Source organism: Nocardioides jensenii JCM 1364 = NBRC 14755 (assembly GCF_001552535.1).
Lineage (GTDB): Bacteria > Actinomycetota > Actinomycetes > Propionibacteriales > Nocardioidaceae > Nocardioides > Nocardioides jensenii.
On sequence record NZ_BCRJ01000054.1, the window covers coordinates 39,349 to 65,952 of the forward strand.

19 protein-coding genes are annotated in these 26,604 nt (G+C 69.3%); 8 read left to right on the forward strand and 11 right to left on the reverse strand.

The window, feature by feature from the left end:
• Nucleotides 1-4: 4 nt before the first annotated feature.
• The 5 genes from NJ4_RS12525 to NJ4_RS12545 all read right to left on the reverse strand — a co-directional run bounded on the left by NJ4_RS12525 (nucleotide 5) and on the right by NJ4_RS12545 (nucleotide 7,486).
• On the reverse strand, nucleotides 5-1,096 hold the full coding sequence (locus NJ4_RS12525) for a BMP family lipoprotein (RefSeq protein ID WP_067435322.1): 1,092 nt from the start codon (nucleotides 1,094-1,096) through the stop codon (nucleotides 5-7).
• A 152-nt stretch (nucleotides 1,097-1,248) separates the two neighbouring features.
• Nucleotides 1,249-2,424, reverse strand: a complete 1,176-nt coding sequence (locus tag NJ4_RS12530; RefSeq protein ID WP_067435325.1) for an amidohydrolase — start codon at nucleotides 2,422-2,424, stop codon at nucleotides 1,249-1,251.
• A 42-nt stretch (nucleotides 2,425-2,466) separates the two neighbouring features.
• Nucleotides 2,467-3,465 (reverse strand): methylmalonyl Co-A mutase-associated GTPase MeaB, encoded by a 999-nt coding sequence (gene meaB, locus NJ4_RS12535; RefSeq protein ID WP_067435328.1) that lies wholly within the window; start codon nucleotides 3,463-3,465, stop codon nucleotides 2,467-2,469.
• Nucleotides 3,465-5,645: a methylmalonyl-CoA mutase gene (gene scpA / locus NJ4_RS12540; protein WP_067435333.1), complete on the reverse strand. Its 2,181-nt coding sequence runs from the start codon at nucleotides 5,643-5,645 to the stop codon at nucleotides 3,465-3,467. Before scpA ends, meaB begins: the two co-directional genes overlap by 1 nt.
• Complete coding sequence (locus tag NJ4_RS12545; RefSeq protein WP_067435336.1) at nucleotides 5,642-7,486, reverse strand: methylmalonyl-CoA mutase family protein; 1,845 nt, start codon at nucleotides 7,484-7,486, stop codon at nucleotides 5,642-5,644. The genes scpA and NJ4_RS12545 overlap by 4 nt, the downstream gene beginning before the upstream one ends.
• Nucleotides 7,487-7,588: 102 nt before the next feature.
• On the opposite strand from NJ4_RS12545, the gene NJ4_RS12550 reads away from it, so the two are divergent.
• The 6 genes from NJ4_RS12550 to NJ4_RS12575 all read left to right on the forward strand — a co-directional run bounded on the left by NJ4_RS12550 (nucleotide 7,589) and on the right by NJ4_RS12575 (nucleotide 14,017).
• Nucleotides 7,589-7,996, forward strand: coding sequence for a hypothetical protein (locus tag NJ4_RS12550; RefSeq protein WP_157551114.1), 408 nt, complete (start codon nucleotides 7,589-7,591; stop codon nucleotides 7,994-7,996).
• Nucleotides 7,997-8,084: 88 nt separating this feature from the next.
• A complete protein-coding gene (locus NJ4_RS12555; protein ID WP_082748504.1) occupies nucleotides 8,085-9,188 on the forward strand; it encodes a glycosyltransferase in 1,104 nt (367 codons plus the stop codon).
• 24 nt (nucleotides 9,189-9,212) lie between these two features.
• Nucleotides 9,213-10,472, forward strand: coding sequence for a YibE/F family protein (locus NJ4_RS12560; protein WP_067435342.1), 1,260 nt, complete (start codon nucleotides 9,213-9,215; stop codon nucleotides 10,470-10,472).
• 72 nt (nucleotides 10,473-10,544) lie between these two features.
• Nucleotides 10,545-11,246, forward strand: a complete 702-nt coding sequence (locus NJ4_RS12565; RefSeq protein ID WP_067435345.1) for a succinate dehydrogenase cytochrome b subunit — start codon at nucleotides 10,545-10,547, stop codon at nucleotides 11,244-11,246.
• 15 nt (nucleotides 11,247-11,261) lie between these two features.
• Nucleotides 11,262-13,277: a fumarate reductase/succinate dehydrogenase flavoprotein subunit gene (locus NJ4_RS12570; protein ID WP_067435347.1), complete on the forward strand. Its 2,016-nt coding sequence runs from the start codon at nucleotides 11,262-11,264 to the stop codon at nucleotides 13,275-13,277.
• Nucleotides 13,274-14,017 carry a succinate dehydrogenase/fumarate reductase iron-sulfur subunit gene (locus NJ4_RS12575; protein ID WP_067435350.1) on the forward strand — a complete coding sequence of 248 codons (744 nt, stop codon included), beginning with the start codon at nucleotides 13,274-13,276 and terminating at the stop codon, nucleotides 14,015-14,017. The genes NJ4_RS12570 and NJ4_RS12575 overlap by 4 nt, the downstream gene beginning before the upstream one ends.
• 228 nt (nucleotides 14,018-14,245) lie before the next feature.
• On the opposite strand, the gene NJ4_RS12580 is transcribed toward NJ4_RS12575, so the two are convergent.
• The 5 genes from NJ4_RS12580 to NJ4_RS12600 form a co-directional block, all read right to left on the reverse strand.
• Nucleotides 14,246-15,412: a YihY/virulence factor BrkB family protein gene (locus NJ4_RS12580; protein WP_082748506.1), complete on the reverse strand. Its 1,167-nt coding sequence runs from the start codon at nucleotides 15,410-15,412 to the stop codon at nucleotides 14,246-14,248.
• 4 nt (nucleotides 15,413-15,416) lie between these two features.
• Nucleotides 15,417-15,938 carry a 2'-5' RNA ligase family protein gene (locus NJ4_RS12585; protein WP_067435353.1) on the reverse strand — a complete coding sequence of 174 codons (522 nt, stop codon included), beginning with the start codon at nucleotides 15,936-15,938 and terminating at the stop codon, nucleotides 15,417-15,419.
• 9 nt (nucleotides 15,939-15,947) lie between these two features.
• A complete protein-coding gene (gene trpS, locus NJ4_RS12590; RefSeq protein WP_067435424.1) occupies nucleotides 15,948-17,009 on the reverse strand; it encodes a tryptophan--tRNA ligase in 1,062 nt (353 codons plus the stop codon).
• Between the two features lie 30 nt (nucleotides 17,010-17,039).
• Nucleotides 17,040-18,281, reverse strand: a complete 1,242-nt coding sequence (locus tag NJ4_RS12595) for an MFS transporter (RefSeq protein WP_217996850.1) — start codon at nucleotides 18,279-18,281, stop codon at nucleotides 17,040-17,042.
• A gap of 79 nt (nucleotides 18,282-18,360) precedes the next feature.
• Nucleotides 18,361-21,978 carry an ATP-binding cassette domain-containing protein gene (locus tag NJ4_RS12600; protein ID WP_067435356.1) on the reverse strand — a complete coding sequence of 1,206 codons (3,618 nt, stop codon included), beginning with the start codon at nucleotides 21,976-21,978 and terminating at the stop codon, nucleotides 18,361-18,363.
• 133 nt (nucleotides 21,979-22,111) lie between these two features.
• Here NJ4_RS12600 and NJ4_RS12605 point away from each other — a divergent pair, with 133 nt between their 5' ends.
• Nucleotides 22,112-23,002, forward strand: coding sequence for a hypothetical protein (locus NJ4_RS12605; RefSeq protein ID WP_067435359.1), 891 nt, complete (start codon nucleotides 22,112-22,114; stop codon nucleotides 23,000-23,002).
• Here NJ4_RS12605 and NJ4_RS12610 read toward each other — a convergent pair whose 3' ends face one another.
• Complete coding sequence (locus NJ4_RS12610) at nucleotides 23,003-25,228, reverse strand: NADP-dependent isocitrate dehydrogenase (RefSeq protein ID WP_067435362.1); 2,226 nt, start codon at nucleotides 25,226-25,228, stop codon at nucleotides 23,003-23,005. It abuts the gene before it with no gap.
• 170 nt (nucleotides 25,229-25,398) lie between these two features.
• Between NJ4_RS12610 and NJ4_RS26415 the strand changes: the two genes are divergently transcribed.
• Nucleotides 25,399-26,583, forward strand: a complete 1,185-nt coding sequence (locus NJ4_RS26415) for an MIP/aquaporin family protein (protein ID WP_082748510.1) — start codon at nucleotides 25,399-25,401, stop codon at nucleotides 26,581-26,583.
• Nucleotides 26,584-26,604: the final 21 nt, after the last annotated feature.

The window sequence follows — 26,604 nt, forward strand, 5'->3', positions numbered from 1 at the left end:
AGCGTCAGCTGATCGTGATCTCCCCGCTGATGATCTGTGCCTTCAGCGCGTCGATCTCGTCCTTGGTCTCCTGGTCGATCGAGCTGTCGAAGTCGTGGTACGGCGCCAGCGCCACGCCACCGTTCTCGAGCGTGCCCATGTAGGGCTCGTTGGAGAACGTGCCGTCGATGGAGGACTTGATGGCGTCCTCGACGGCGACGTCCATGCCCTTCATGACCGAGCTGAGCAGCACGTCGCAGTACTCGGCGGCCGAGACACAACCGTCGGTGTCGACCCAGATCGCCTTCTTGCCGGCGGCCTTGACCGCCTGCAGTCCACCGAGGCCGGCCGGGCCGGCGACCGGCATGACGATGTCGGCGCCCTGGCGGATCAGGGCGTCGGCCAGGGACTGGCCCTTGGCCTGGTTCTCGAAGTCGTTGGTGAAGGAGCCGTCCTGCTTGGCGACGTCCCAGCCGACGACCTTGACGTCGGCGCCCTTGTCCTCGTTGTACTTCTCGACGCCCTTGACGAAGCCGTCCATGAAGATCGTCACGGTCGGGATCTTGGCGCCACCGAAGGTGCCGACGATCTGCGACTCGGACTGGGAGGCGGCCAGGTAGCCGGCGAGGTAGGCCGGCTGGTCGGTCGCGAAGCCGAGGCCCTTGACGTTCTTGGCGGGCTTCTCGTAGCCGAAGTCGACGATCGAGTAGTCGATCTTGGGGTGCTTCTTGGCGGCCTTCTCGGTGGCCTCACCGAGAAGGAAGCCCACGGTGCTGATGTGGTTGCATCCCTCCTTGGCCAGGTTCTCGAGGTTCGGCGCGTAGTCGGCGTCGGCCTTCGACTGGGCCTCACCGGTCTTGATGCCGTAGTCGGTCTTGGCCTTCACGAGACCGTCGTGCGAGGTCTGGTTGAAGGACTTGTCGTCGAAGCCGCCCGAGTCCGAGACCATGCAGGCCTTGAAGTTGGGGTGACTCTCCTTGGGTGTGGTCGCCGAGTCGCTCGCACTGGGAGTCTCCTGAGCGTTGGTGTCGTTGTCGTCGCTCGGCCGCTCACCACAGCCGGAAAGGGCGAGTGCGGCGATGCTCAACGCCACTGCAATGCGAGCCGTCTTCTTCACGGCGGTCCTCCTGAGGTCGGTTTAGGCCCCTGTGATCCGGGCCACCGGGTCACAGTAAGCCCCCGCCTCGAGAAATGAGGTCAATCGCTCCGAACTGTTATCTCGCGGTGACCGATCGGGCTCCCGCGGATCGGAGCGGCGCCCGGGCACCTCTAGCCGATCGACTCGAGCGCGGCCCCGGCCAGCACTGCCGCACCGATCGCGATCGCGCGCTCATCGACGCGCAGGTCACCCTGGTGCAGGTCGTACGTCGGCCCGCCGGGCGTCCGGGTGCCGAGTCGGCCCATGGCGCCCGGGACGTGCTCGAGATACCACCCGAAGTCCTCACCGCCCAGACTCTGGAGGGTCGGGACCGTGCCCTCGGGGCCCAGGACGTTCGCGACGGAGCGGCCCAGGGCGCCGATCGAGTCGTGGTCGTTGACCACAGGTGGGACACCCCGGACGTAGACCGTCTCGGCGCGGACGCCGTACGGCGCGATGATCTGTTCGACCAGCTCGCGGACCAGCTCCTCGGCGCCGGCCCAGGCGACGGCGTCGAGCATGCGCACGGTGCCGGCGACCCGCCCGGTCGCCGGGATCACGTTGTGGGTGGCGCCGGCACGGATCAGGCCCCAGACCACGCTGACCCCGGCCCTCGGGTCGAGGCGACGGGACAGCACGGCGGGCAGCTCGGTGACCAGCTTGCCGAGCGCGAAGGTGAGGTCCTCGGTCAGGTGGGGGCGCGAGGTGTGCCCGCCCTTGCCGACCAGGTGGACGTCGAGCGAGTCGGCGGCGCCGGTGAGTGCGCCCTCGCGGAGCCCGACGGTGCCGACATCGACGGTGGGGTCGCAGTGCAGGCAGAAGATGCGGTCGACCCCGGCCAGGGCGTCGCGCGACAGCATCTCCAGGGCGCCACCGGGCATGACCTCCTCTGCCGGCTGGAACAGCAGTCGCACGCGGCCGGCGAGCAGCCCTCGGTCGGCCAGCTCGGCCAGGGCCAGGCCGGCTCCGACAAGTGCGGTGGTGTGCACGTCGTGCCCGCAGGCGTGGGCAACTCCGGGCACGGTGCTGCGCCAGCGGTCGTCGGTGCGGTCGTCGACCGGCAGTGCGTCGAGGTCGGCACGCAGCGCGATCACGCGACCCGACTCCCCCACCTCGGCGATCAGGCCGTTGCGCGGGAGGCGGCGTACGCGCAGCCCGGCCTGCTCCAGTCGCGAGGCCACCCTCTCCGTGGTGCGCGCCTCGCTCCAGGACAGCTCGGGGTGGGCGTGGAGGTCGCGCCGGAACTCGAGGAGCTCGACGGCGTACTTCTCGAGGACGGTGGAGACGATCTCGTGGGCTTCAGACATGTTGCCGCGAGCATATCCGCCGCGCCGCTCGCGTATCGGCAGTCAGGACGCGTCGTAGGCAGCGAGGATGCGGTCGGCGGCCTCGGGTGCGGCCATCTCGCCGGCCAGCACCGAGGTGCGTACGTCGTCCCGCACGGCGGCGACCCCCGGTGAACGGCGCAGCCGCTCGGCGAGCTCGTCGCGCACCAGCGCCCAGGTGAAGTCCAGCTGCTGGTCGGCGCGTTTGCGGGCCAGCCCCTGCTCGCCGAGGTGCTCCCGGTGACCGAGGATCCGCTCCCACACGTCGTCGACGCCGATGTTCGTGAGCCCGGAGCAGGTGACCACCGGTGGGGCCCACTCCCCCTTGCCCTGCACGAGGCGCATCGCGCCGGCCAGCTCACGGGCCGCGACCCGGGCCTCGCTCTCGCCGGCACTGTGACCGCCCGCGTCGTCGGCCTTGTTCACCGCGATCACGTCGGCGATCTCGAGGATGCCCTTCTTGATGCCCTGCAGCTGGTCGCCGGTGCGGGCCAGGGTGAGGAAGAGGAAGGTGTCGACCATGCCGGCCACCGTCACCTCGGACTGACCGACGCCGACGGTCTCGACGAGCACCACGTCGTGCCCGGCGGCCTCGAGGATGATCATCGCCTGCGTCGTCGCGCGGGCCACGCCACCGAGGGTGCCCGCCGACGGCGACGGCCGGATGTAGGCGTCGGGGCTGGCCGAGAGCCGTGCCATCCGGGTCTTGTCACCGAGCACCGAACCACCGGTGCGCACCGACGACGGGTCCACGGCGAGGACGCCCACCTTGCTGCCGGCCTCGACCAGGGTCATGCCGAGCGACTCGATGAACGTCGACTTGCCGACGCCCGGCACCCCGGAGATGCCCACCCGCACGGCACCGCCCGAATCGGGGGTCAGCTGCGCCAACAGGTCGCGCGCGGCCAGCCGGTGGTCGGGACGCGACGACTCGACCAACGTGATCGCCCGCGACACCGCGGCTCGCTGTCCGGCCCGGACACCTTCGACCAGGGCCGGTACGTCGACCTGCCGCCGGGACATCAGTGGGAGAGCTTCTCCAGCAGGTCGATCGCGGACTCCGCGATGACCGTGCCGGGGAGGAACACAGCGGCGGCGCCCATCTCCTTGAGGGTCTCCACGTCGTCGGGCGGGATGACCCCACCGATGACGATCATGATGTCCGGTCGCCCGAGGTCGGCCAGTGCCTGCTTGAGGGCAGGCAGCAGCGTGAGGTGACCGGCGGCCAGCGACGAGACACCGACGATGTGCACGTCGGCGTCGACCGCCTGCTGGGCGACCTCCTCGGGCGTGGAGAACAGCGGGCCCACGTCGACGTCGAAGCCCATGTCTGCGAACGCGGTGACCACGACCTTCTGACCACGGTCGTGCCCGTCCTGGCCCATCTTCGCGACCAGGATGCGAGGACGACGCCCCTCGTCCTCCTCGAACTTCTCGGTCGCGGCGACGACGGCGTCGACGGCTGCGTCGCCACCCTCGGCTGCCTCGGACCTGTACACACCGCTGATCGTACGGATCACGGCCTGGTGCCGGCCGTAGACCTTCTCCAGTGCCTCCGAGATCTCACCGACCGTGGCCTTCGCACGGGCCGCGTCGACGGCCAGGGCGAGCAGGTTGCCGTCGAGCGAACCCTTGGTGGCGCCCCGTTCGGCCGAGTTCGTCAGGGCCTCCAGCGTGCGTCGTACGTCGTCGTCGTTGCGCTCGGCACGGAGTCGCTCCAGCTTGGCGATCTGCTGCTTGTAGACGTCGTCGTTGTCGACCTTGAGCACGTCGAGCTTGTCCTCGGCGGCCAGCCGGTAGGTGTTGATGCCGATCACCTTCTGCGCACCCGAGTCGATCCGCGCCTGGGTGCGCGCGGCGGCCTCCTCGATGCGCATCTTCGGGATGCCCTGCTCGATGGCGGCGGCCATGCCGCCGGCCTTCTCGGCCTCCTGGATGTGCTGCCAGGCGCGCTCGGCCAGGTCGTGGGTGAGCTTCTCGACGTAGTAGGAGCCGGCCCACGGGTCGATCACCTCGGTGGTGCGCGACTCCTGCTGCAGCAGCAGCTGGGTGTTGCGGGCGATGCGAGCCGAGAAGTCGGTCGGCAGCGCGATCGCCTCGTCCAGGGCGTTGGTGTGCAGCGACTGGGTGTGGCCCTGGGTCGCGGCCATCGCCTCGATCGCGGTGCGCTGCACGTTGTTGAAGACGTCCTGCGCGGTCAGCGACCAGCCGGAGGTCTGCGAGTGAGTGCGCAGGCTCAGCGACTTCGGGTTGGCCGGGTCGAACTGGCGCACCAGGCGGGCCCACAGGGCACGCGCGGCACGCATCTTCGCGACCTCCATGAAGAAGTTCGTGCCGATCGCCCAGAAGAAGCTGAGCCGCGGCGCGAACTGGTCGATCGTCATGCCGGTCTCGAGGCCCGCGCGGATGTACTCGACTCCGTCGGCCAGCGTGTAGGCGAGCTCGAGGTCGTTCGTCGCCCCGGCTTCCTGGATGTGGTAGCCGGAGATGGAGATCGAGTTGAAGCGCGGCATCTTCGCCGACGTGTAGCTGAAGATGTCGGAGATGATCCGCATCGACGGCGCCGGCGGGTAGATGTAGGTGTTGCGGACCATGAACTCCTTGAGGATGTCGTTCTGGATGGTCCCCGCGAGCTGTTCCGGCTTCACCCCCTGCTCCTCGGCGGCGGCGATGTAGAGCGCGAGCACCGGCAGCACGGCACCGTTCATCGTCATGCTCACCGACATGGTGTCGAGCGGGATGCCGTCGAACAGGGTGCGGGTGTCGTAGATCGAGTCGATCGCGACACCGGCCATGCCGACGTCGCCGCGCACGCGCGGGTGGTCGGAGTCGTAGCCGCGGTGGGTGGCCAGGTCGAACGCGACGCTCAGACCCTTCTGACCGGCGGCGAGGTTCCGCCGGTAGAACGCGTTGGACTCCTCGGCGGTCGAGAAGCCGGCGTACTGACGGATGGTCCACGGCTGCGTGGTGTACATCGTCGGGTAGGGCCCGCGCAGGAACGGGCTCAGACCCGGCCAGGTGTCGAGGGCGTCGAGGCCCTCGAGGTGCTCGGGGCCGTAGACCGGGAGCACCGGGATGCCCTCGGGGCTCTGCCACGGCTCGGTGGCCGCTTCGGTGGGTGAGGAAGGCGCGCCAGCGCCGGTCTCGAAACCACTCGACGGGTCGACCAACGGGAGACCCGCGAAGGATTCAGGAATGCTCATGCGAGGTGCTCCCTCGTGGTGTTCAGGAAGGTGAGTGCATCGACACCGACCGAGGCCGAATCGTCAACCAGGTCAGGGGAAACGGTCTTGGCTCCGGGCTTGCCGGCCAGCACGACGTGGCGCGCGCCGGCCTCACGCAGCTTCGCGACCAGGTCTGCGCCCCACTGGGCGTAGGTCGTGTCGGCACCGGCCAGGCAGACGACCGGGCTCCCGGCCCCGTCCGCGTTGTACGCCGCCAGGACGGCATCGACACCGTCGGTCGCGCCGGCGACGACGACGTCGATGCCTCCGGCGGCGAACAGGTTGCTGGCGAAGGTGGCGCGCGCGGTGTGCGAGGCGATCGGCCCCATCGTGGCCAGGAAGACCGGCGTCGAGGCGGGTTCGTCACGCAACGCCTCGAACGGTGCGCCATAACGTCGTACGCCGTCGGCGTTGGGGTGCGCGGGACGCTCCGGCAGGACCTCGGCCAGGTTCGGGAACTCGCTGACCCCGGTCAGCGGCCGGGTGCGGTGGGCGATCTGGCTGTCCCGCTCGGCGACCACGTCGCCGATGCGCGAGCGCAGCGACCCGTCGTCGATCGCGGCGAGGACGCCACCCGCCTCCTCGATGCGGCCGAACTCCGCCCAGGCCGCGTTCGCCAGGTCGTCGGTCAGCTTCTCGACCGCGTAGGACCCGCCTGCCGGGTCGACGACCTTGGCCACGTGGGACTCCGAGATCAGCAGCGAGCCGGTGTTGCGGGCGATCCGGCGACCGAACGCGTCGGGGATGCCGAGCGCGGAGTCGAACGGGAGGACGGTCACCGAGTCGGCGCCACCGACACCGGCAGCGAACGTGGCCACGGTGGTGCGCAGCATGTTCACCCACGGGTCGTACTTGCTCATCATCGGTCGCGAGGTGACCGCGTGCTGGCGTTGACCGGCGACCTCGGGAGCAGCGCCGGAGAGCTCGGCGACGCGGGCCCACAGTCGGCGGGCGGCACGGAGCTTGGCGATCGTCGGGAACTGCTCGTCGGTCGCCGCGTAGCGGAACTCGAGGAGGGCCAAGGCGTCCTCGACGGGGCGGCCGCCGGCGGTCAGGTGGCGCAGGTACGCCGCACCCACGGCCAGGCTGTAGCCGAGCTCCTGGGCGTCGGAGGCGCCGAGATCGTGGACCGCGGTGGCGTCGACGACCACGCCGAGGGAGCCGATCTCCTCGGCCTTCGCGGCCACGATCTCGAGCAGGTCGAGCGAGATGGCGCCTTCGCCGCGCACGAGCGCCGCGATCGGGTCGGCGGCCAGGTTCGTGCCCTCGGCCGGGGTGATGCCACGGTCCACGAAGATCGCGGCCAGTGCCTCGGCGGCGCCCACCGGGTCCTCGGCAGCGTCGAGCACCACCGGAGCCAGGTCGATGAAGACGCCCTCGAGCGCGGCCTCGAGCTGGTCGGCCGCGAGCGTCGTACCGACCTCGAGCCAGAGCGAGGTGGAGCCGTTCTCGAGGTCGACCAGGGCGGCCTCGTTGAGCGCCTTCGCCTCGAGTCCGAACAGGTGCGGGCGGATGTCCCACCCGATCTCGGGCTTCTCGGCCAACCGGCCGCGGGTGAACGGCGCGGCACCGGGCACACCCGTCGCCGGGAGACCGGCGACGGAGTCGCGGGTTCCGATCGGCGCCACCTCGATGCCGTCGAGTGTGGACCGGGTCAGCTTCGCCCACACCTCGGAGTCGGGGGCGTCCTCGCCCAGCTGTCGGGTCTTGCGCAGCACGGCCGCGGTGGCCTTCTCCCAATCCGCGGCGGAGTGCTGGTCCTCGGACGCCGCCAGGCTCAGGGAGCTCTCGGGGCGGTCCACGTCAGGGCCAGAAGTCATGAGTCGCACAATAGGGAACGGTGACCGCCTCGGCCACTCGATGTGAGATCTCCCATTCCTCGGACAGTGTGAACCGGCCGGTAACGGGAAAGACAGCCCACCATGAAGGTTCGAGACCACACAGGTCAACGCTGGCGGGTCACCCGTCGATGGGTGCCGTGGCGGCGCAAGCTCAAGGGCGCCCTCGACCTGATGCCCAACTTCCCGGTCCTGGGCGACGACCCGATCAGTGCGGTGATCGGGATCGTCTTCTTGATCATCATGATCCCGTTCCTGATCCTCGCGCTGATCGCCGGCGTCGAGCTTCTGCTCCTCCTGCTGCTGCTGCCGTTCGCCATCCTGGCCCGGATCCTGTTCGGCCGGCACTGGGTCGTCGAGGCCCGCCGCGGGTTCACGCCGTGGTTCGAGACACCGGCCGGCCGCTGGTCGGTGAGCTCGGGCAGGGTCCGGGACATCGCCGCGGCGATCGAGCGTGGGGATCTGCCGCCGCGCACCATCGGGAGCGACTGAGCGTTCAGCGAGGAGTTCTCGCCTCGAGTTCTCCGCCAGTTGGTCACGACGCCGCCTGCCCGTCGTACGACCGACGGAGGCTGGCGCCATGGCAACTCGTCGGATCAGCGTCGTCACCGAGTCGTTCTACCCCGCGGTCGACGGCACGACGCGCACCGTGAAGCAGGTGGTCGACCGGCTCGTCGATCTGGGCCACCAGGTGCAGATCATCGCCCCCGGGCCCGGGCTGGCCACCTATCGCTCGTCTCGCGTGGCGCGCATCCGCCCCCTCGACAAGCCCGGCCGCCAGGTCGCGACCGCACTGGCCGACTTCGAACCGGACCTCGTGCACGTGGCCTCGCCCGGCATCTTGGGTCGCAAGGCCCTAAAGCACGCCACACTCCAGGGTCGCGAGACGGTGGTCGTCCAGCAGTCACCGGTGCCGGCACTGACCGCCGACCACTGGGTGCGCTCCGTCGCCGCCCGCGCCGACCACCTCGTGGTGACCTGCCAGTGGATGCGCACGCGTCTGAGCGTGCTCGGCGTCAACGCTCCCGTATGGACGCCCGGTGTCGACGTCGCCGCGTGGAACCCCGCACTGCGCGACGCCTATCTGCACGACCGGTGGTCGCGACGGGCCGGGGAGTCCGCCAGGGTCGTCGTCGGTCACGTCGGCAGCCTGCACAAGCGGCACGGCGTACGCCGTCTCGCGGAGCTGGCGTCACTGCCCGGCATCAGGCTGGTCGTGATCGGTGACGGACCGCAACGTCACTGGCTGGAGTCGCACCTTCCGGGAGCGAAGTTCACCGGTGCCGTCGAGCCCGGCGACCTGGTCACCGCGATGGCCTCACTCGACGTCCTCGTGCATCCGGGCGAGTTCGAGACCTGCTCCCATGCACTGCGCGAGGCGTCCGCGTCCGGGGTGCCGATCGTGGCGCCCCGCTCGGGTGGCGCCGTGGACGTCCTGCGTCATGTCGAGACCGGCCTCTTCCACGAGCCGGCGTCCGCCAGCGGGCTCCGCGAGGCGGTGGCCAGCCTTGCCGCAGACGAGCGCCGCGCCGAGCTCGGTGCCCGCGGGCGCGAGCTTGCCCTGCAACGCAGCTGGGTCGACGCGGTCGATGAGCTGGTGGCCGAGCAGTACCCCGGATTTCGAGACGGTCGCCGCGCGGCCTCCTCGACCAACGAGCGCGGGAGGGGCGTCCGCGTCGCCTGACCTGCACTCAGGCAGGATTCATCCATGGCCGGCGCACACTCTTCTCGGGGCAACAAGACTGATCAATCGACCTCGGGGGCCCCGGACGGTCACGGGCACTCCCACGGCGGCCCGGTGCCGGACGTGGCCGTGGGTGCGCTCCCCCGACTCCTGCTCCTCGGGCTGCTGGGACTGGCCGCGCTGGGCACGGTGGCCGGACTCGTCACCCTCTGGCCCGGCGACGGCGACCGCCCCGAGGCCGTGCAGTACTCCGCCGAGGGCACCACGTTCCCGCAGGCGACGGTGGTCTCGGTCAGCGATCCGTGCCCGGTGATCGTGGCCGACCCGTCGAAGCCGCCGGGCGAGAACGAGCCGTTCCCCGAGCACTGCAACGAGCTGACCGCCTCGGTGGACGGTGACGAGGTCACGATCCAGGTGCCGCCGTACGTCGCGAAGGCCGGCCTCGAGAAGGGCGACGCGATCAAGCTGGCCAAGATCCCCCGGCCCAGTGCCGAGCCGACGTACGGCTGGGTGGGCACGCAGCGCAACATGCCGCTGGGTGCAATGGCCCTGGCCTTCGTGCTCGTGGTCGCGATCGTCGCCAGACTGCGCGGGGTGATGGCCCTGTTGGGTCTCGTGTTCGCGGGATTCGTGGTCGCGAAGTTCATGCTGCCCGCGCTGCTCGAAGGCGGCTCGGGCATCGGGGTGGCGCTGGTCGGGTCCACCGCGATCATGTTCGTCGTCCTCTATCTGACGCACGGCGTCTCGATCCGCACGAGCACCGCTCTGGCCGGCACGTTGAGTGGGATCGCGATCATCACCCTGCTCGGTCTCTGGGGCGTGAGTGCGGCGCGGTTGAGCGGTGTCGCCGACGAGACGAACCAGTACCTCATGCTCAACGCGCCGGACCTCAACTTCCAAGGCCTGCTCACCTGTGCGGTGATCATCGCCGGGCTCGGCGTGCTCAACGACGTGACCATCACCCAGTCGTCGGCGGTGTGGGAGCTGCGGGCCGCGGCGCCGGGCATGACCCGCATGCAGCTGTTCACCAGTGGCATGCGGATCGGTCGTGACCACATCGCCTCCACCATCTACACGATCGTGTTCGCCTACGCGGGCACGGCGCTGGCCGTGCTGATGCTGCTCTCCCTCTACGACCGGCCGCTCATGGACACGTTGTACGACGAGAGCATCGCCGCCGAGGTCGTGCGCACGCTGGCCTCCGCGATCGGGCTGGTCCTGGCAGTCCCCGCAACGACCGCGATCGCCGCGCTGACGGTCTCCGGGCAGGTGACTGACGAGTAACGGGGCGGATCTCACATCCGGTTAGGGTTACCTTCGGGGAACTGGGGCGCAAATCAGCGGTAACGTGCCACCGTGGCAACTCCGACTCTTGTGAAAGGCAGCCGGTCGACGCGATCCACGATCGCGCTGAAGCTCCTCATGGCCGTCACCGGCCTGGTCTTCATCGGCTATGTGCTGCTCCATATGTACGGCAACCTCAAGGTCTTCGCCGGCCAGGATGCCTTCGACGAGTACGCGCACCACCTGCGCACCTTCGGGGAGCCGATGCTCCCCTACGGAGGTCTGCTGTGGGTGGTCCGCGCCGTGCTCCTGCTGTCGATCATCGGTCACGCCTACGCGGCGTTCACGCTCTGGGCCCGGGCCAACAAGGCGCGCACCCAGAAGTACGCCGTGAAGAAGGCCGTGGCTGCGACCCTCAGCTCGAAGATGATGCGCTGGGGCGGTGTGACGTTGCTGCTGTTCGTGATCTTCCACCTGCTGCACTTCACCACCCGCACCATCAACGTCAACGGCGACAAGGACTCGCCCTACGACCGCGTGGTGAGCTCGTTCCAGCCCGAGATGTGGTGGGTCGCGGTGATCTACCTGCTCGCGATGTGCGCCCTGGCCATGCACCTGCGCCACGGAGTGTGGAGCGCCTGCCAGACCCTCGGCCTGACCAACACCGCCAAGAGCCGTGCCCGCGCGAACTCCGCCGGCGTGTTCCTGGCGGTCGTCATCGCCGGCGGCTTCGCGCTCGTCCCGCTGTCCATCCTCTTCGGCATCGTCGACTAAGGGCTGATCTCAGACATGACTGACACACAACAGGCTGCTCCGACGACGGTCAGCGACGCCGCGGACTTCTTCACTCTCGGCGCCCCGATCGCCGACACCAAGGCACCCGCCGACGCCTCGGTCCCCACCCGGTGGGAAGAGCGCAAGGCCCACGCCAAGCTGGTCAACCCGGCCAACCGCCGCAAGATCAAGGTGATCATCGTCGGCACCGGTCTGGCCGGTGCGGCCGCCGGGGCGACCCTCGGTGAGGCCGGCTACCAGGTGGAGAGCTTCTGCTACCAGGACTCCCCGCGCCGGGCCCACTCGATCGCCGCCCAGGGCGGCATCAACGCCGCGAAGAACTACCGCAACGACGGCGACTCGGTCTACCGACTCTTCTACGACACCGTGAAGGGTGGCGACTTCCGCTCGCGCGAGTCGAACTCCTACCGTCTCGCCGAGGTCTCCGCCAGCATCATCGACCAGTGCGTCGCCCAGGGCGTCCCGTTCGCTCGCGAGTACGGCGGCCTGCTCGACAACCGCTCGTTCGGCGGCGTGCAGGTCTCCCGCACGTTCTACGCCCGTGGCCAGACCGGTCAGCAGCTGCTGATCGGTGCCTACCAGGCCCTGGAGCGTCAGGTCGCCGCTGGCACCGTCACCACGCACACCCGTCACGAGATGCTCGAGCTGATCACGACTGAGGACGCCGACGGCGTGACCAGTGCCAAGGGCATCATCGTGCGCGACATGGTCACCGGCGAGATCGAGACCCACCTCGGCGACGCGGTCGTGCTGGCCACCGGCGGCTACGGCAACGTCTACTTCCTCTCCACCAACGCGATGGGCTCGAACGTCACCGCCGCGTGGCGTGCGCACCGCAAGGGCGCCTACATGGGCAACCCCTGCTACACGCAGATCCACCCGACCTGCATCCCGGTCTCGGGTGAGAACCAGTCGAAGCTGACCCTGATGTCGGAGTCGCTGCGCAACGACGGTCGCATCTGGGTGCCGAAGAAGAAGGAGGACTGCGCCAAGGACCCGCGCGAGATCCCCGAGGAGGACCGCGACTACTACCTGGAGCGGATCTACCCGGCGTTCGGCAACCTGGTCCCCCGCGACATCGCCTCCCGCCAGGCCAAGTACATGTGCGACGACGGTCGCGGTGTCGGCCCCGAGGTCGACGGTGTACGCCGTGGTGTCTACCTCGACTTCGCCGACATCATCGCGCGAGTGGGCCGTGACGCCGTCGAGGCGAAGTACGGCAACCTCTTCGACATGTACGCCCAGATCACCGCGGAGAACCCCTACGAGGTTCCGATGCGCGTGTATCCCGCGGTGCACTACGTGATGGGCGGCCTCTGGGTCGACTACGACCTCGAGAGCAACGTCAAGGGCCTGTTCGTGGCCGGTGAGGCCAACTTCTCCGACCAGGGCGCCAACCGTCTCGGAGCCTCGGCGCTGATGCAGGGTCTGGCCGACGGCTACTTCGTGCTGCCCTACACGATCGCGAACTACCTGGCCGACAGCCACGAGCGCATCGACGAGTCGCACCCCGCCGTGGTCGAGGCGAAGAAGTCGGTCGAGGAGCGGATCAACCACTTCCTCACCACCAACGGCACCCGCTCGGTCGACAGCTACCACAAGGCGCTCGGGCACCTGATGTGGGAGTACTGCGGCATGGAGCGGACCAAGGAGGGGCTGACGCTGGCGATCGAGAAGATCCGCGAGCTGAAGGCCGACTTCTGGAAGAACGTCAAGGTGCTCGGCACCAACGAGAGCCTCAACCAGAGCCTGGAGCGGGCCGGCCGTGTCGCCGACTTCTTCGAGCTCGGTGAACTCATGTGCATCGACGCGCTGAACCGTCGCGAGTCCTGCGGTGGCCACTTCCGGGCCGAGTCGCAGACTCCTGACGGTGAGGCGGAGCGCATCGACTCCGAGTTCGCCTACGTCGCCGCCTGGGAGTGGGGCGGCGAGGACGGTCATTCCCCCGTCCTGCACCAGGAGGCACTCAGCTATGAAGCGATCGAGATGAAGGCACGGTCCTACAAGTGAAGATCACACTCAACATCTGGCGCCAGCCCAACCCGACCAGCAACGGCGCGATGCAGAAGTACGACCTGGACGGCGTCTCCGAGGACATGTCCTTCCTGGAGATGCTCGACCTGCTCAACGAGAACCTCAACGAGCAGGGCGAGGACCCGGTCGCCTTCGACTCCGACTGTCGTGAGGGCATCTGCGGCACGTGCAGCCTGATGATCAACGGGGTGGCGCACGGGCCCGAGGTCACCACCACCTGCCAGCTGCACATGCGCTCGTTCAAGGACGGGGACACCATCACCGTCGAGCCCTGGCGTGCCGACCCGTTCCCGGTGCTCAAGGATCTGATCGTCGACCGCTCGGCGTTCGACCGGATCATCCAGTCGGGTGGCTACATCTCGGTGAACACCGGCTCCGCCCCGGAGGCCAACAACCTCCCCGTGGAGAAGGCCAAGGCCGACCGGGCCTTCGACATGGCGACCTGCATCGGTTGCGGCGCCTGCGTGGCGGCCTGCCCGAACGGCTCTGCGTCGCTGTTCCTCGGCGCGAAGATCACTCACCTCGGCGAGCTCCCCCAGGGCCAGCCGGAGCGCGACATCCGCGTGGTCGACATGGTCGCCCAGCACGACCACGAGGGCTTCGGCGGCTGCACCAACATCGGTGAGTGCAGTGCCGCCTGCCCCAAGGAGATCCCGCTCGACGTGATCTCCCAGCTCAACAAGGACCTGCGCACGGCCATGATGCACGGCCACTGAGTCGCATCCGACGACTCAGTCCGACTCAGTCCGACGGGGCGCTCCGGCCGAGGCCGGGGCGCCCCGCGGTCATTTCCGGCTGATGGCTCAGCGCCTCCTGGCCGAGGCACTCAGGTAGCCAGGTGCGGACTGGGTGTGATGGACCAATTGGTCCCACCCACCCAGCGGCCGCCGGAGCGCCTCCGTTCGCGGCACATCCACGGCACTCGTATCAGATCGAGCGCCGCATCAGCTCGAGGAGCGTCGGGTGGTCAGGCGGCGTACGACGGCCATGGCGGCGAGCATCGACGCTCCTCCGGCCGCGAAGGCTGCCTTGGGTCCACCGACCGTGACACCGTCGGGTTCGGGCGTGCCCTCCGGTCGCAGGACCGGCGCGCGTCTGCCGCGCGAACGACGACGGGCTGCGCGCTCCTCCGCGGCCTCTCGTGCGAGGCGCTTCTTCTCCGCCTTGTCACGGGCTGCGCGGGCAGGAGCGGCGGTGTAGGCCCAGGCCGCGGCGTACATCACGACGCGTGAGAAGTAGTTGATCCAGACCACGAGGATCAAGGCGATGCCGAATGCCTGAAAGGCCGGCTGGGACTTCGTGGAGGCCATCAACAGGGTGGAGAGTTGTTTGAGAACCTCGAAGCCCAGGGCGCCCAGCAGGGCCCCTGACCACAATGACGAACGAGGGACGTCGGGGTCGGCGAGCAGCTTGAACAGTGCGAAGAACAGCACGGCACTCGCGCCGATGCCGACGGCCACCGAGATGACCTGCAGCAGAGGGGACAGCCCCACGCCCAGCCCGATCAGGTCGAGCACCTGCTTGGAGAAGCGCGAGATGACGCTGGAGACGGCCACACTGAGGATCATCACCAGGCCGATCAGGCCGAGCGAGACCAGGTCACGCACCTTGCCGACCACGAAGTTCGGCTGCTCGCGTTGCGGCGTCTCGAACATCACCAGCAGGGCCTCACGCATGCCCGACAACCAGCCGAGTCCGGCGTAGAGGACACCGACCAGACCGATCAGCCCGATGGCACCGGCGGAGTCCTGGATGGACTTCAGCGAGATCTGGCCGTCGTCGTCGCCGATCATGCCCGGGAGCACGCCGTCGAGTGCCTCGGTGAGGTTGCCCTGTGCCTCGGGGTAGACCTTGGCGACGTAGCCGATGACGAAGAAGGCAAGGGCGAGGATCGGGAAGAAGGAGAGGAACGCAAAGTAGGTCACCGCCCCCGCCTGCAGGTTTCCCTTGACACTGCCGAAGTGCTCGACCATGCGCACGAGGTGGTCGAACATGGGGCGGCGCTCCCGAAGGCGGGTGACGTGCGCGGTGAGTCGTTCCTTCAGCGTGGGCTCGGACTTGGGCTCGGGGTCGGGCCTCGGCTCGGAGACACTGTCGTCAGACGTGGACACCGGGTCAGGTCACCACGTCGGTGGGCATCAGCGCAAACGAGCGGTCCACCTGCCAGCCGATCTGCTCGTCGTGGACGTAGAGGTGGAACTCCTCGGCAGCGAACCGGCACTCGAAGCCTGCCAGCTCGGTGAACGCGCGGTCCAGAGTCAGGTCGTCGAGGTGATGGGCGATCGTGACGTGCGGGTGGTAGGGGAACTCGAGCTCACTGGCAAGCGGACCGGTGCGCACTGCCGCGGCCAGCTGCTCGCACGCGGAGATGCCCTCCACGACGCCCACGAAGACCACCGGTGAGACAGGCCGGAACGAACCCGTGCCCCGCAGGTGCACGCGGAAGGCCGCACGCACGCCGGCGACCGCCTGCAGGTGCTCCTCGACCTCGTCGAGGTCCTCGCACTCGGTCGGCGGCACCAGGGTGATGTGCGTGGGAATCATCGTCGCCGTCGCGTCACCGATCGAGGCGCGGTACTCCTGGAGCTGAGTGGCCCAAGGCTCCGGGATCGCGATCGCTACACCAATGGTCGGCACGGCCCGACCCTAGCGCCTGGCGGGTGCCACGAAGCCCACCCGCTCATAGACGTCGGCCAGTGTGCGCTCGGCCACGGCTGCGGCCTTCTCGGCCCCCGAGGCCAGGACGTCACTCAGCGTGTCCTTGTCCTCGAGCAGCTCAAGGGTGCGGTCACGGAACGGGGTCACGAACTCGATCACGACGTCGGCCAGGTCCTTCTTGAAGTCGCCGTAGCCCTGGCCGTCGTACGACGCTGCGATCTCCTCGATTACGCGGCCGGTCAGGGCCGCGTAGATCGTGAGCAGGTTGGACACTCCGGGCTTCTCCTCGACGTCGAAGCGCACCTCGGAGCCGGAGTCGGTGACCGCGGAACGGATCTTCTTCGCACTCGCCTTGGGCTCGTCGAGCAGGTCGATGATGCCGCTCGGTGACGACGCGGACTTCGACATCTTCGACGTCGGATCCTGGAGGTCGGTGATCTTCGCGGTGGCCTTGAGGATGTAGGGCTCGGGCAGCCGGAACGTCTTCTTGTAGCGGTGGTTGAACCGCTGGGCGAGGTCGCGGGTCAGCTCGAGGTGCTGGCGCTGGTCCTCGCCCACCGGCACGTAGTGCGGCCGGTAGAGCAGGATGTCGGCGGCCTGCAGGATCGGGTAGGTGAACAGGCCGACGGAGGCGGCACCCTCGCCGCCCTTCGCCGACTTGTCCTTGAACTGGGTCATCCTGCGCGCCTCACCGAAACCGGTCAGGCACTGGAGCACCCAGCTCAGCTGCGCATGCGCGGGCACCTGGCTCTGCATGAAGATCGCGGCGCGTGAGGGGTCGACGCCCATCGCGATCAACTGGGCCGCGGCGCGCAGACATCGGTCACGGAGCACCTTCGGGTCCTGCTCGACCGTGATCGCGTGCTGGTCGGCGATGAAGAAGAACGGCTCGTAGTTCTCCTGCAGGTCCACCCACTGACGCAGGGCACCGAGGTAGTTGCCGAAGTGGAACGAGTCAGCGGTGGGCTGGATCCCGGAGAGCACCCGGGGCCGGGCTGTGCCCGTCCCGGTTCCGGCGGCAGCAACCTGGGGCGCGGTCGAGGTGGACATGCCGCGCATTCTTCCATCAGCCGGGGCGGGCTAGTGCGCGCCCCCGGCCTTGAGGATCCGATCCTCGCCCCTGGCCAGGAGGAACGAGACGATCAGCACCGCGAAGCCGGCGATCGAGAGCACGACGCCGACCAGTGCCGGCGATCGGTAGCCCCACCCGGCCGCGATCACCAGGCCGCCGAGCCAGGCGCCGAGCGCGTTCGCCACGTTGAGCGAGGCGTGGTTCATCGCGGCGCCCAGGGTCTGTGCGTCCCCGGCCACCTCCATCAGCCGCAGTTGCAGGTTGACCACCAGCACCGAGCTGATCGCCGAGATCGCGAACGCGAACGGCAGCGCCCACCAGCCGTACGGAGTGACGGCGGCGAAGAGCAACAGCACCACACCCATGCCGAGCGCCGACCCGAGCAGGGAGCCGAAGACAGACCAGTCGGCGAGCTCGCCGGCCAGCCAGGTGCCGAAGGTCATGCCGAGGCCGAACATGAGCAGGAAGACCGGGACCGCGGACTCGCGCAGCTCCCCCACCTCGGTGATCGTCGGCGAGATGTAGGAGTAGACGGCGAACATGCCGCCGAAGCCGACGGCTCCGGCCAGCAGGGTCAGCCAGACCTGCACCCGGGAGAAGGCCGCGAGCTCACGTCGTCCGGTGGCCTCGGGGTCGGCCGCGATCGACGGCACCGAGGCGAGGATCATCGACACGGTCACGACGCCCAGGACCGCCACGGCGACGTACGCCGACCGCCAGCCGAGGTTCTGCCCCATCCAGGTGGCCGCGGGGACGCCGATGACGTTGGCGATCGAGAGACCGAGCATCACCAGCGCCACCGCCCGGCCCTTGCGTCCTGGCGCCGCCAGCTGGGCGGCAACCAGTGAGGCCACCCCGAAGTAGGCGCCGTGCGGCAACCCCGAGACGAAGCGGGCCAGGGTCAGCAGCTCGTAGTTGGAGGCGAGCGCGCTGAGTCCGTTGCCGACCGTGAACGCGACCATCAACGCCACCAACAGAGCCCGCCGGGGCAGCCGGGCTCCGAAGAAGGCCAGCAGGGGAGCCCCCACCACCACACCGAGCGCGTACGCCGAGATCACGTGACCGCTCGTCGGAATGCTGACGTCGACACCGTCCGCGATCTGCGGCAGCAGGCCCATCGTCACGAACTCGGTGGTGCCGATCGCGAAGCCACCCATGGCCAGCGCGAGCACGGCCAACCCGAAGTGGGTCGACCTCTCGGAGGACTGGGTCGGGCTGGGGTCGGCGGCAGGGCGCTCAGTGGTTGGCATGCTCATCGCATTGTCCAACCGGGTCCCGCCGAGCGCCTATTCCGTGTCGCTGGGCACACCCTCGCCGGCACTCGACGCGTCATCCCGCGAGGTGCCCCCACTGTGGAGCGAGCTCGGTCCACGGCCCGACCGCGGCCACCTCGCCGTCGACGAGCACCACCACCCGGTCCGCGCGCGAGAGAGCAGCACGCTTGGCGCTGGCCCCGATCACGGTGGCCCCTCGGTCACGCAGCGCCTGCCACAGCTCGATTTCGGTCCTCGCGTCGAGCGCACTGGACACGTCGTCGGCCAACATCAGCTCGGCATCGGTCGCCAACGCACGCGCCAAGGCCAGGCGTTGCACCTGGCCACCCGAGAGACGGACCCCGCGGTGGCCGACGAGGGCGTCCTTGCCGCCGGCCTCCTCGATGTCGGAGCCGAGACGCGCCGCACCGACCGGAGCGTCGAAGGCCCGGTCGTGTCCGAGGCGCACGTTGTCGTCGAAGGTGCCCGACAGCACGCGAGGGACCTGAGCCACGTGGGAGACCTGGCCCGGGCGCAGGAAGCGTTCGGCGTCGTCGACGTCGCGTTCGTTCCAGAGGATCTCACCGCGGTGCCCGATCAGCCCGGCCAACGCCGCAAGCAGGCTCGACTTGCCGGAGCCGACCTGACCGACGAGCAGCACGAGCTCTCCGGCCTCGACCGTGAGGTCGACACCCGAGACGCCCAGGGTGCCGTCATCGTGGACGGCACTGAGCCCGCGCAGCTCGAGCCGCTGCAGCGGCACCCTGCCGGCCGACTCCGGTGCGGGCGCAGCGCCGGAGACCAGGTCGACTCCCGGCGGCAGGTCCATCAGGTCGACCCCACCCGCGAACCGATTGGTCTCCAGCTGCCAGGCGCGGGTGCCCGGGGCCTCGGTGACCACCATGCCGGCCACTCGTCCGAACCAGTCGAAACCGGCCACCGCGTTCGCGACCAGGAGCGCAGTGGCCAGGCCCCACCCGCCACCGAAGTAGATCGCCCACGCGGTGACCACACCGCACTGCACCATCACGATCGGCACCCCGTCGAGGAACGCCTGGACCCGGTGCTCCTTGACCGCCGCACTGACCCGGCCCGCGTCGACGTCGCGCAGGTGCCGGTGCACCGACGGGGTCGCGGCCGCGAGCTTCACCGTGCGGGCGGACTCGAGTGCCGAGACCAGCGCTCGACCGAAACGAGCACGCGCGGTCGACGCCTCTGCCGCGGAGCGGCCCGCGATCGGACGACCGATCGAGGACGCCAAGGCAGAGGTGACCATCACCGCGAGCAGCACCGAGCCGGCCACCCACGTGCCGGCCAACAGCGCGGTGAAGCCGGCAATCAGCATGCCGTTGATGAAGTCGACCCAGCGATCGGCGTAGCGGGCGTAGCGGTCGGCGTCCATCGAACGGGCGACCACCTCGCCGGGCGGGGTGCGCACCAGGCGCTGCTGAGCGGTCTGGCCGTGCAACACGGCCATGCGCGTGCGCAGCATGACCTCGATCCACCAGCGTGGGTAGCGCCAGAAGGCGTCGGCCAACATGAACGGCATCGCGACCAGGCAGAGGACCAGCGCCAGGCTGAGCAGGCCCGGGGTGTCGCCGTCCTGGAGATCTTCGACGATGTGACCCCAGACCAGCCCGGTCACGGCGCCCTGGGCGCCGATCAGCGACACCAGCAGGAACAGCACGGCACCGGCGATGCCCCAAGCCGGCCGGACCAGGAGCGCGTGGAGGATGCCCGTGGCCAACGACGGCCCGTTGCCGATCTCGCGGACCGGTGGCGGGGTGCCGGAGCGGCGACGCCCTCCGACCGCGGAGGCGCCGGCCTTCTCGGCCTCGGTCTCCGTCTTGGTCACGTGGTCGAGGGTGGCGTGCTCGACGGGTGCCGGAGCCACTGGTTCGACGGCCACCACGTCAGCAGCCAAGTCGGCGGCATGCTCGCCGCGGTGCTGGATGCGGCTGTCGTGGAGCAGGTCGCGGAACGGCCCGGGCTCCGTGGCGAGCACGGCCCGGAGCCCGTCCTGGACGACCCGGCCGTGGTCGAGCACCGCCACGTGCGGCGCCCGCTCGATGGTGCTGAGCCGGTGGGCGATCAGCACACCGGTGCGGCCCCGCAGCAGCCGGTCGGCAGCGGCGACCACCCGGTGCTCGGTGAGCGGGTCCATCCGGGCGGTGGCCTCGTCGAGTACGACGACCCGCACGTGCCGGATCAGCAGTCGAGCGAAGGCGACGAGCTGCTCCTCCCCCGCAGAGAGGGAGGTGCCGCCCGGGCCGAGCAGGGTGTCCAGTCCGTCGGGCAGTCCGGAGACCCAGTCGTCGAGGCCCAGCTCGGTGACCGCGCCCTCGATCTCGTGACGTGGCGTGTCACCGAAGATCGTGATGTTCTCGGCCAGCGTGCCGGCCAGGATCTCCGTGCGCTGGGTGACCACGCCGACCGCCGACCGCAGCTGCTGGAGGTCGAGGTCGAGCACGTCGACCCCGCCCAGGAACACCGCCCCACGCGGTGGTTCGACGGCCCTGGAGATCAGCGAGGCCAGCGTCGACTTGCCGGATCCGGTGCGTCCCACCAGGGCGATCGTGTCACCGGCAGGCAGCAGCAGGTCGATGTCGCGCAACGCGAAAGTGCCCTCGTCGTAGGCGAAGGAGAGCCTGCGGACGTGCAGCTCGAGGGCCGGGTCAGGGGGCAGCGGCCGGCCGCCTTCGGGCTCCGGCTCGACCGCGAGCATCTGGCGCAACCGGATGACGGCCCCCAGGCCCGCCTGCAGGTCGGGCAGGTGGTTGGCCAGCATCGCGATCTGGCCGACGAAGGTGGAGGTCACCAGGAAGAGGGTGACCAGCTGGGCGACGGAGAGGTCGCCGTTGCCGGCCAGGGCGATGCCGGACAGTCCGATGCCGGCCAACAGTGCGTGCAGCAACAGGCCGGCCCGCAGCGCCAGGCGACGCTCGACGTCGAGGACCGCGAGGAACTTCGCGTGCACCGCCGCGGAGAGTCGGGCCACCCGCCCGATGACATGGGCCTGGCCGAGGCTGGTGCGCAGGTCGTCGCGCCCGGCGATGCCCTCCTCGAGCGCGGCGGCATGGTCGGTCCAGGCCATCTCCTCGATCACCTTGCGGCGGGAGATCTCGCCCAGGAGCGGCTTGATCGCGAACCACGTGACGACCCCGAGTGTCGGGAAGAGCAACCACGCCGGCCACCAGGTCAGTCCGGCCACGACCCACATCGGCAGAACGCCGAACACGGTGCGGGCGAACATCCACAGCTGCCAGCGCACCAGGTTGCCGACCTCGTGGGTGTCGTCGTCGACCCGGTCGAGGATCTCGCCCACGGCCTGCTCGGAGAGGGTGGCGAGGGGTTGTCGGAGGGCGGCGTCCAGCAGGTCTTCGCGCAGCCGCCCCTCGGCCCGGTCGGAGAGCCCCACCCAGATGACCTTGCCGAACGTGTCGACCAACGACGCGCCGATCACGCAGGCCGCCAGCAGCCAGACCAGCCCGCCGGTCGGGTCCGCGGCGAGCCGGCCGATCACGACCGTTCCGAAGGTCGTGGACACGGCCGCGACCGCGGCACACGCGAGCGCGAACGCCGCGATCGGCGACCTCATCCGACGCCAGTCGACCCGTCGTGCGTCATCAGGGCGGGAGTGCTGCGACGGGGCCACGGGTGGCCTGTCGGGTGCGGTGGTGAGGGTCTCGGTCATGACCTGTCGAGACTACGTCGACGCACCGACGTACGGCCTCTGGTTTTTCGCCGCCCGGAGCCGTACGGCGGACTGATCGCAGCCACTCACGCGCCGAGGAATGGATCGAGTCCGTCCGGGAACACTGGCATTCATGAGAGCACTGGCACCCCGGCTGCGTCGCACCGTGCTGCGCGCCGCGGTCTTGCTCGCCGCCGCGCCCGTCGTCGCCGGCTGCGGCAACGTCAATGCCGGGGAACAGGCGGTCTCGGACTTCGAGGACTGGTGGGACGGACACGCGGTCGACGGCGTCGAGATCATCCACACGCAGGACAACAACGACCTGCCCTATGCGGGCAGTGGTGAGATCTGGTTGATGCCGGAGGCGTCGGTCGACGTCGCGGGGCTGGTCGACGAGCTGTGCGGCTACGACCCCGACAAGGAGACCGTCTTCCATCTCGACTCGGCGAAGGCACCCGAGTCCATCGCTGCCGCGCAGGCATCACAAGAGCGTGACGTCGAGGTGGAGGTCGACTGCTCCGAGCGGGACCGCACCGTCTCCCGCTGGGCCTCGTTGCTGGCCACCGACGGGCTCAGGAACGCGTCGCTGAGCTCCGGGAACCTGGTCGCGAACTTCGAGTCCGCCGACTCACTGGTGACGGCAGTCCCCCAGCTGCGTGACCTGGATCCGGAGCAGCTGCATCTCAGTGCGGGTGAGTTCAACGCACCCGGCGCGCTCCGATTCGACGACGAGGGCGTCTCCGCGGAGATCCGCGACCTGCTCGACGCCGTGCTCGCCTCAGGCGTTCCGGTGCTCGCCGTCGACGCCAGCGAACACCACCGCGGCGACGCCCACCTCGAGGTGGTCGTCGCCGGCGACCATTCCGACGCCGACCGTCTCGAGCAGGTGCTGCTCGAGACCAACCCGACGCCGCCACGCTGGTCGCGATCACTGCCCCCGCCTGATGCCCCGGAGTGCGAGACGGCACCGGATCACGGTCAGTGGGTGACTGCGATCCGGTGCCGTCCCGGAATCGATGGTTGATCAGACGCTGAGCGAGCCGATCAGCTCGTTGAGCGTGGCCGACGGTCGCATGATCGCGTCGGTCTTGGCCTCGTCGACCTTGTAGTAGCCGCCGATGTCAGCGGGGTTGCCCTGCACGCCGATCAGCTCACCGTTGATGGCGTCCTCGTTGCTGCGCAGGTTGCCGGCCAGCTCCGCGAACGCCGCGGCGAGCTCGGTGTCCTCGGTCTGCTTGGCGAGCTCTTCGGCCCAGAACAGCGCGAGGTAGAAGTGCGAGCCCCGGTTGTCGATCGAGCCGACCCGGCGCGCCGGGGACTTGTTCTCGAGCAGGAACGTTCCCGTGGCCCGGTCGAGGGTGTCGGCCAGGATCTGCGCGCGGGCGTTGTCGTTGGTCTGCGCGAAGTGCTCGAAGCTGACCGCCAGGGCCAGGAACTCGCCGAGGCTGTCCCAGCGCAGGTAGTTCTCCTTGACCAGCTGCTGCACGTGCTTGGGCGCCGAACCCCCGGCGCCGGTCTCGAACAGGCCACCACCGTTGATCAGCGGCACGACCGACAGCATCTTGGCCGACGTACCGAGCTCGAGGATCGGGAACAGGTCGGTGTTGTAGTCACGCAGCACGTTGCCGGTCACCGAGATGGTGTCCTCGCCCCTGCGGATGCGCTCGACCGAGAACTTGGTGGCCTCGATCGGCGAAAGGATGCGGATGTCGAGGCCCTCGGTGTCGTGGTCCTTGAGGTACTTCTCCACGAGTGAGATCAGGTTGCGGTCGTGGGCCCGGGTCTCGTCGAGCCAGAACACGGCCGGCGTCTGCGAGGCACGGGCCCGGGTGACGGCCAGCTTGACCCAGTCACGGATCGGCACGTCCTTGGCCTGGCAGGCACGCCAGATGTCACCAGTCTCGACGTCGTGCTCGATCAGCACGTCGCCGGCCTTGTTGACGACCTGGACCGTGCCGTCGGCGGGCACCTCGAACGTCTTGTCGTGGGAGCCGTACTCCTCGGCCGCCTGGGCCATCAGGCCGACGTTGGGCACCGAGCCCATCGTGGTCGGGTCGTAGGCGCCGTGGGCGCGGCAGTCGTCGATCGTGGCCTGGTAGATGCCGGCGTAGCTGCTGTCGGGGAGGACGGCGAGGGTGTCGGCCTCGTTGCCGTCGGGACCCCACATGTGGCCACTGGTGCGGATCATCGCCGGCATCGAGGCGTCGACGATCACGTCGCTGGGCACGTGCAGGTTGGTGATCCCCTTGTCGGAGTCGACCATGGCCAGACGCGGACCCTCGGCGATCCCCTTCTCGAAGGCGGCCTTGATCTCAGCACCGTTGTCGAGCTTGTCGAGGCCGGCCAGGATGCCGCCGAGACCGTCGTTGGCGCTGAGGCCGGCGGCAGCCAGCTGGTCGCCGTACTGGTCGAAGACGTCGGCGAAGAACGCCTTGACCACGTGGCCGAAGATGATCGGGTCGGAGACCTTCATCATGGTGGCCTTCAGGTGCACCGAGAAGAGCACGTCGTCGGCCTTGGCCCGGGCGATCTGCTCCTTGAGGAACTCCTGGAGCTGGGCGACGCGCATGACGGTGCCGTCGACGACCTCACCGGCGAGCACGGGGACGGACTCACGGAGCACGGTGGTGGTGCCGTCAGCTGCGACGTGCTGAATCGTGAGGTCGTCGTCGGCCTCGATGATCACGGACTTCTCGTTGTGGCGGAAGTCGCCGTCGTCCATGGTCGCGACGTTGGTCTTGGAGTCGGCGCTCCAGGCACCCATCGAGTGGGGGTTCTTGCGGGCATAGGCCTTGACCGAGGCGGGGGCGCGGCGGTCGGAGTTGCCCTCGCGGAGCACGGGGTTGACTGCGGAGCCCTTCACCTTGTCGTAGCGGGCGCGGATGTCGGCCTGGCTGCCGTCCTCGTCGTCCGCCGCATCTTCCGGGTAGTCGGGGAGGTCGTAGCCGGCTGCCTGGAGCTCCTTGATCGCGGCCTTGAGCTGCGGGATCGAGGCGCTGACGTTGGGCAGCTTGATGATGTTGGCCTCGGGCGTCTTGGCCAGGGCGCCGAGCTCGCCGAGCGTGTCGGGGACCTGCTGCTCCGCGGGGAGGCGGTCGGTGAACTGGGCGAGGATCCGGGCGGCCAGCGAGATGTCGCGGGTCTCGACGTCGACGCCTGCGGTGGAGGCGTACGCCTGGATGATCGGGAGGAACGAGTGGGTCGCCAGCATCGGCGCCTCGTCGGTGTAGGTGTAGAGGATCTTGGCCATGGTTGCGGCGACTCCTGATCGGTCTGTGCCTGTGGGGTCAATGGGTTTCTTGACATCAAGATACCTGACACGGGGTCGCGACCAGCCTCGCACCCGACACCGCATCGGTCTAGAGTTCCTCGTGCGCCCTGAACGTCAGGGGTCCACGTCGTGCGACAAGGGGTTCTCGGATGACAGACACACCAGCAACACCAGAGCCGACTCTGGTCCAGAAGATCTCCGCCGAAGTCCTCGGTACCTTCGTGCTCGTCTTCATCGGCGTCGGGGCCGCGATCAACCTCGACAACATCGGGGTCACCGGTGTCGCCCTGGCCTTCGGCTTTGCCGTGCTGGTGATGGCGTACGCCGTCGGCCACATCTCCGGCGGGCACTTCAACCCGGCCGTCTCGGTGGGTGCCGCAATGGCCGGACGGCTCTCCTGGGTGCAGGCGGGCCTGTACGCCGCCGCACAGCTGGTCGGCGCCATCGTCGCCGCCGCGGCGCTCTTCATCGTCTACAAGAGCATCGACGGCTGGGAGGCCGAAGGAGCGATGGGCCAGAACGCGTTCGGTGACGAGGCGGCCAGCGACATCGCTCTCTGGGGCGCGCTGATCGTCGAGATCATCGGCACCGCGATCTTCCTCTACGTGATCCTCGCGGCCACCGACAAGCGCAACCCGAGCGCCGCGGCGGCACCGATCGCGATCGGCATCGCACTGGCCGGCATCCACCTGGCCCTGATCCCGCTCACGGGCACGTCGGTCAACCCGGCGCGCTCGATCGGCCCCGCCCTCTTCGCGGGCACCGACTCGCTGATGCAGGTGTGGCTCTTCATCGTCGCTCCACTGGTCGGCGCCCTGATCGCCGGCTTCACCTACGCCCTGATCTTCGGCAGCGACGGCGAGCCGGTCCCGGGCTCCGGCCTCAACTTCGGTGGCGGCGCCAACGCCCAGGCCACCGGGTTCGCCGGCGGCTGGGACCCGAACGCGCACCAGGCCGGCTACCAGGGCGGCGGCTACGACCAGCAGCAGTGGGGTCAGGCGCCCGTGCAGCAAGGGGCGCCCGACCAGCAGTGGGGCCAGCCCGCCACCGGACAGCAGTGGGGCCAGCCGGCGCCGCAGGCACCCGAGCAGCAGTGGGGACAGCCCGCGCAACAGGGCGGCGACCAGCAGTGGGGACAGCCGGCGCCGCAGGCACCCGAGCAGCAGTGGGGACAGCCGGCGCCGCAGGCACCCGACCAGCAGTGGGGACAGCCCGCGCAACAGGGCGGCGACCAGCAGTGGGGACAGCCCGAGCAGGCTCCCGAGCCGTGGACCGCTCCCGAGGACGACGGGTCGCGCACCCAGATCCGCCCGCCGGAGGACAACCCGTCCTGATCCACACGTTCAACTGGCCAC

Excerpts from the sequence above, each read along its gene's own strand:
- NJ4_RS12530 (WP_067435325.1), bottom strand. The coding sequence starts at position 2,424 with ATGTCTGAAGCCCACGAGATCGTCTCCACCGTCCTCGAGAAGTACGCC.
- meaB (WP_067435328.1), bottom strand. The coding sequence starts at position 3,465 with ATGTCCCGGCGGCAGGTCGACGTACCGGCCCTGGTCGAAGGTGTCCGG.
- scpA (WP_067435333.1), bottom strand. The coding sequence starts at position 5,645 with ATGAGCATTCCTGAATCCTTCGCGGGTCTCCCGTTGGTCGACCCGTCG.
- NJ4_RS12545 (WP_067435336.1), bottom strand. The coding sequence starts at position 7,486 with ATGACTTCTGGCCCTGACGTGGACCGCCCCGAGAGCTCCCTGAGCCTG.
- NJ4_RS12550 (WP_157551114.1), top strand. The coding sequence starts at position 7,589 with ATGAAGGTTCGAGACCACACAGGTCAACGCTGGCGGGTCACCCGTCGA.
- NJ4_RS12555 (WP_082748504.1), top strand. The coding sequence starts at position 8,085 with ATGGCAACTCGTCGGATCAGCGTCGTCACCGAGTCGTTCTACCCCGCG.
- NJ4_RS12560 (WP_067435342.1), top strand. The coding sequence starts at position 9,213 with ATGGCCGGCGCACACTCTTCTCGGGGCAACAAGACTGATCAATCGACC.
- NJ4_RS12570 (WP_067435347.1), top strand. The coding sequence starts at position 11,262 with ATGACTGACACACAACAGGCTGCTCCGACGACGGTCAGCGACGCCGCG.
- trpS (WP_067435424.1), bottom strand. The coding sequence starts at position 17,009 with ATGTCCACCTCGACCGCGCCCCAGGTTGCTGCCGCCGGAACCGGGACG.
- NJ4_RS12595 (WP_217996850.1), bottom strand. The coding sequence starts at position 18,281 with ATGCCAACCACTGAGCGCCCTGCCGCCGACCCCAGCCCGACCCAGTCC.
- NJ4_RS12600 (WP_067435356.1), bottom strand. The coding sequence starts at position 21,978 with ATGACCGAGACCCTCACCACCGCACCCGACAGGCCACCCGTGGCCCCG.
- NJ4_RS12605 (WP_067435359.1), top strand. The coding sequence starts at position 22,112 with ATGAGAGCACTGGCACCCCGGCTGCGTCGCACCGTGCTGCGCGCCGCG.
- NJ4_RS12610 (WP_067435362.1), bottom strand. The coding sequence starts at position 25,228 with ATGGCCAAGATCCTCTACACCTACACCGACGAGGCGCCGATGCTGGCG.
- NJ4_RS26415 (WP_082748510.1), top strand. The coding sequence starts at position 25,399 with ATGACAGACACACCAGCAACACCAGAGCCGACTCTGGTCCAGAAGATC.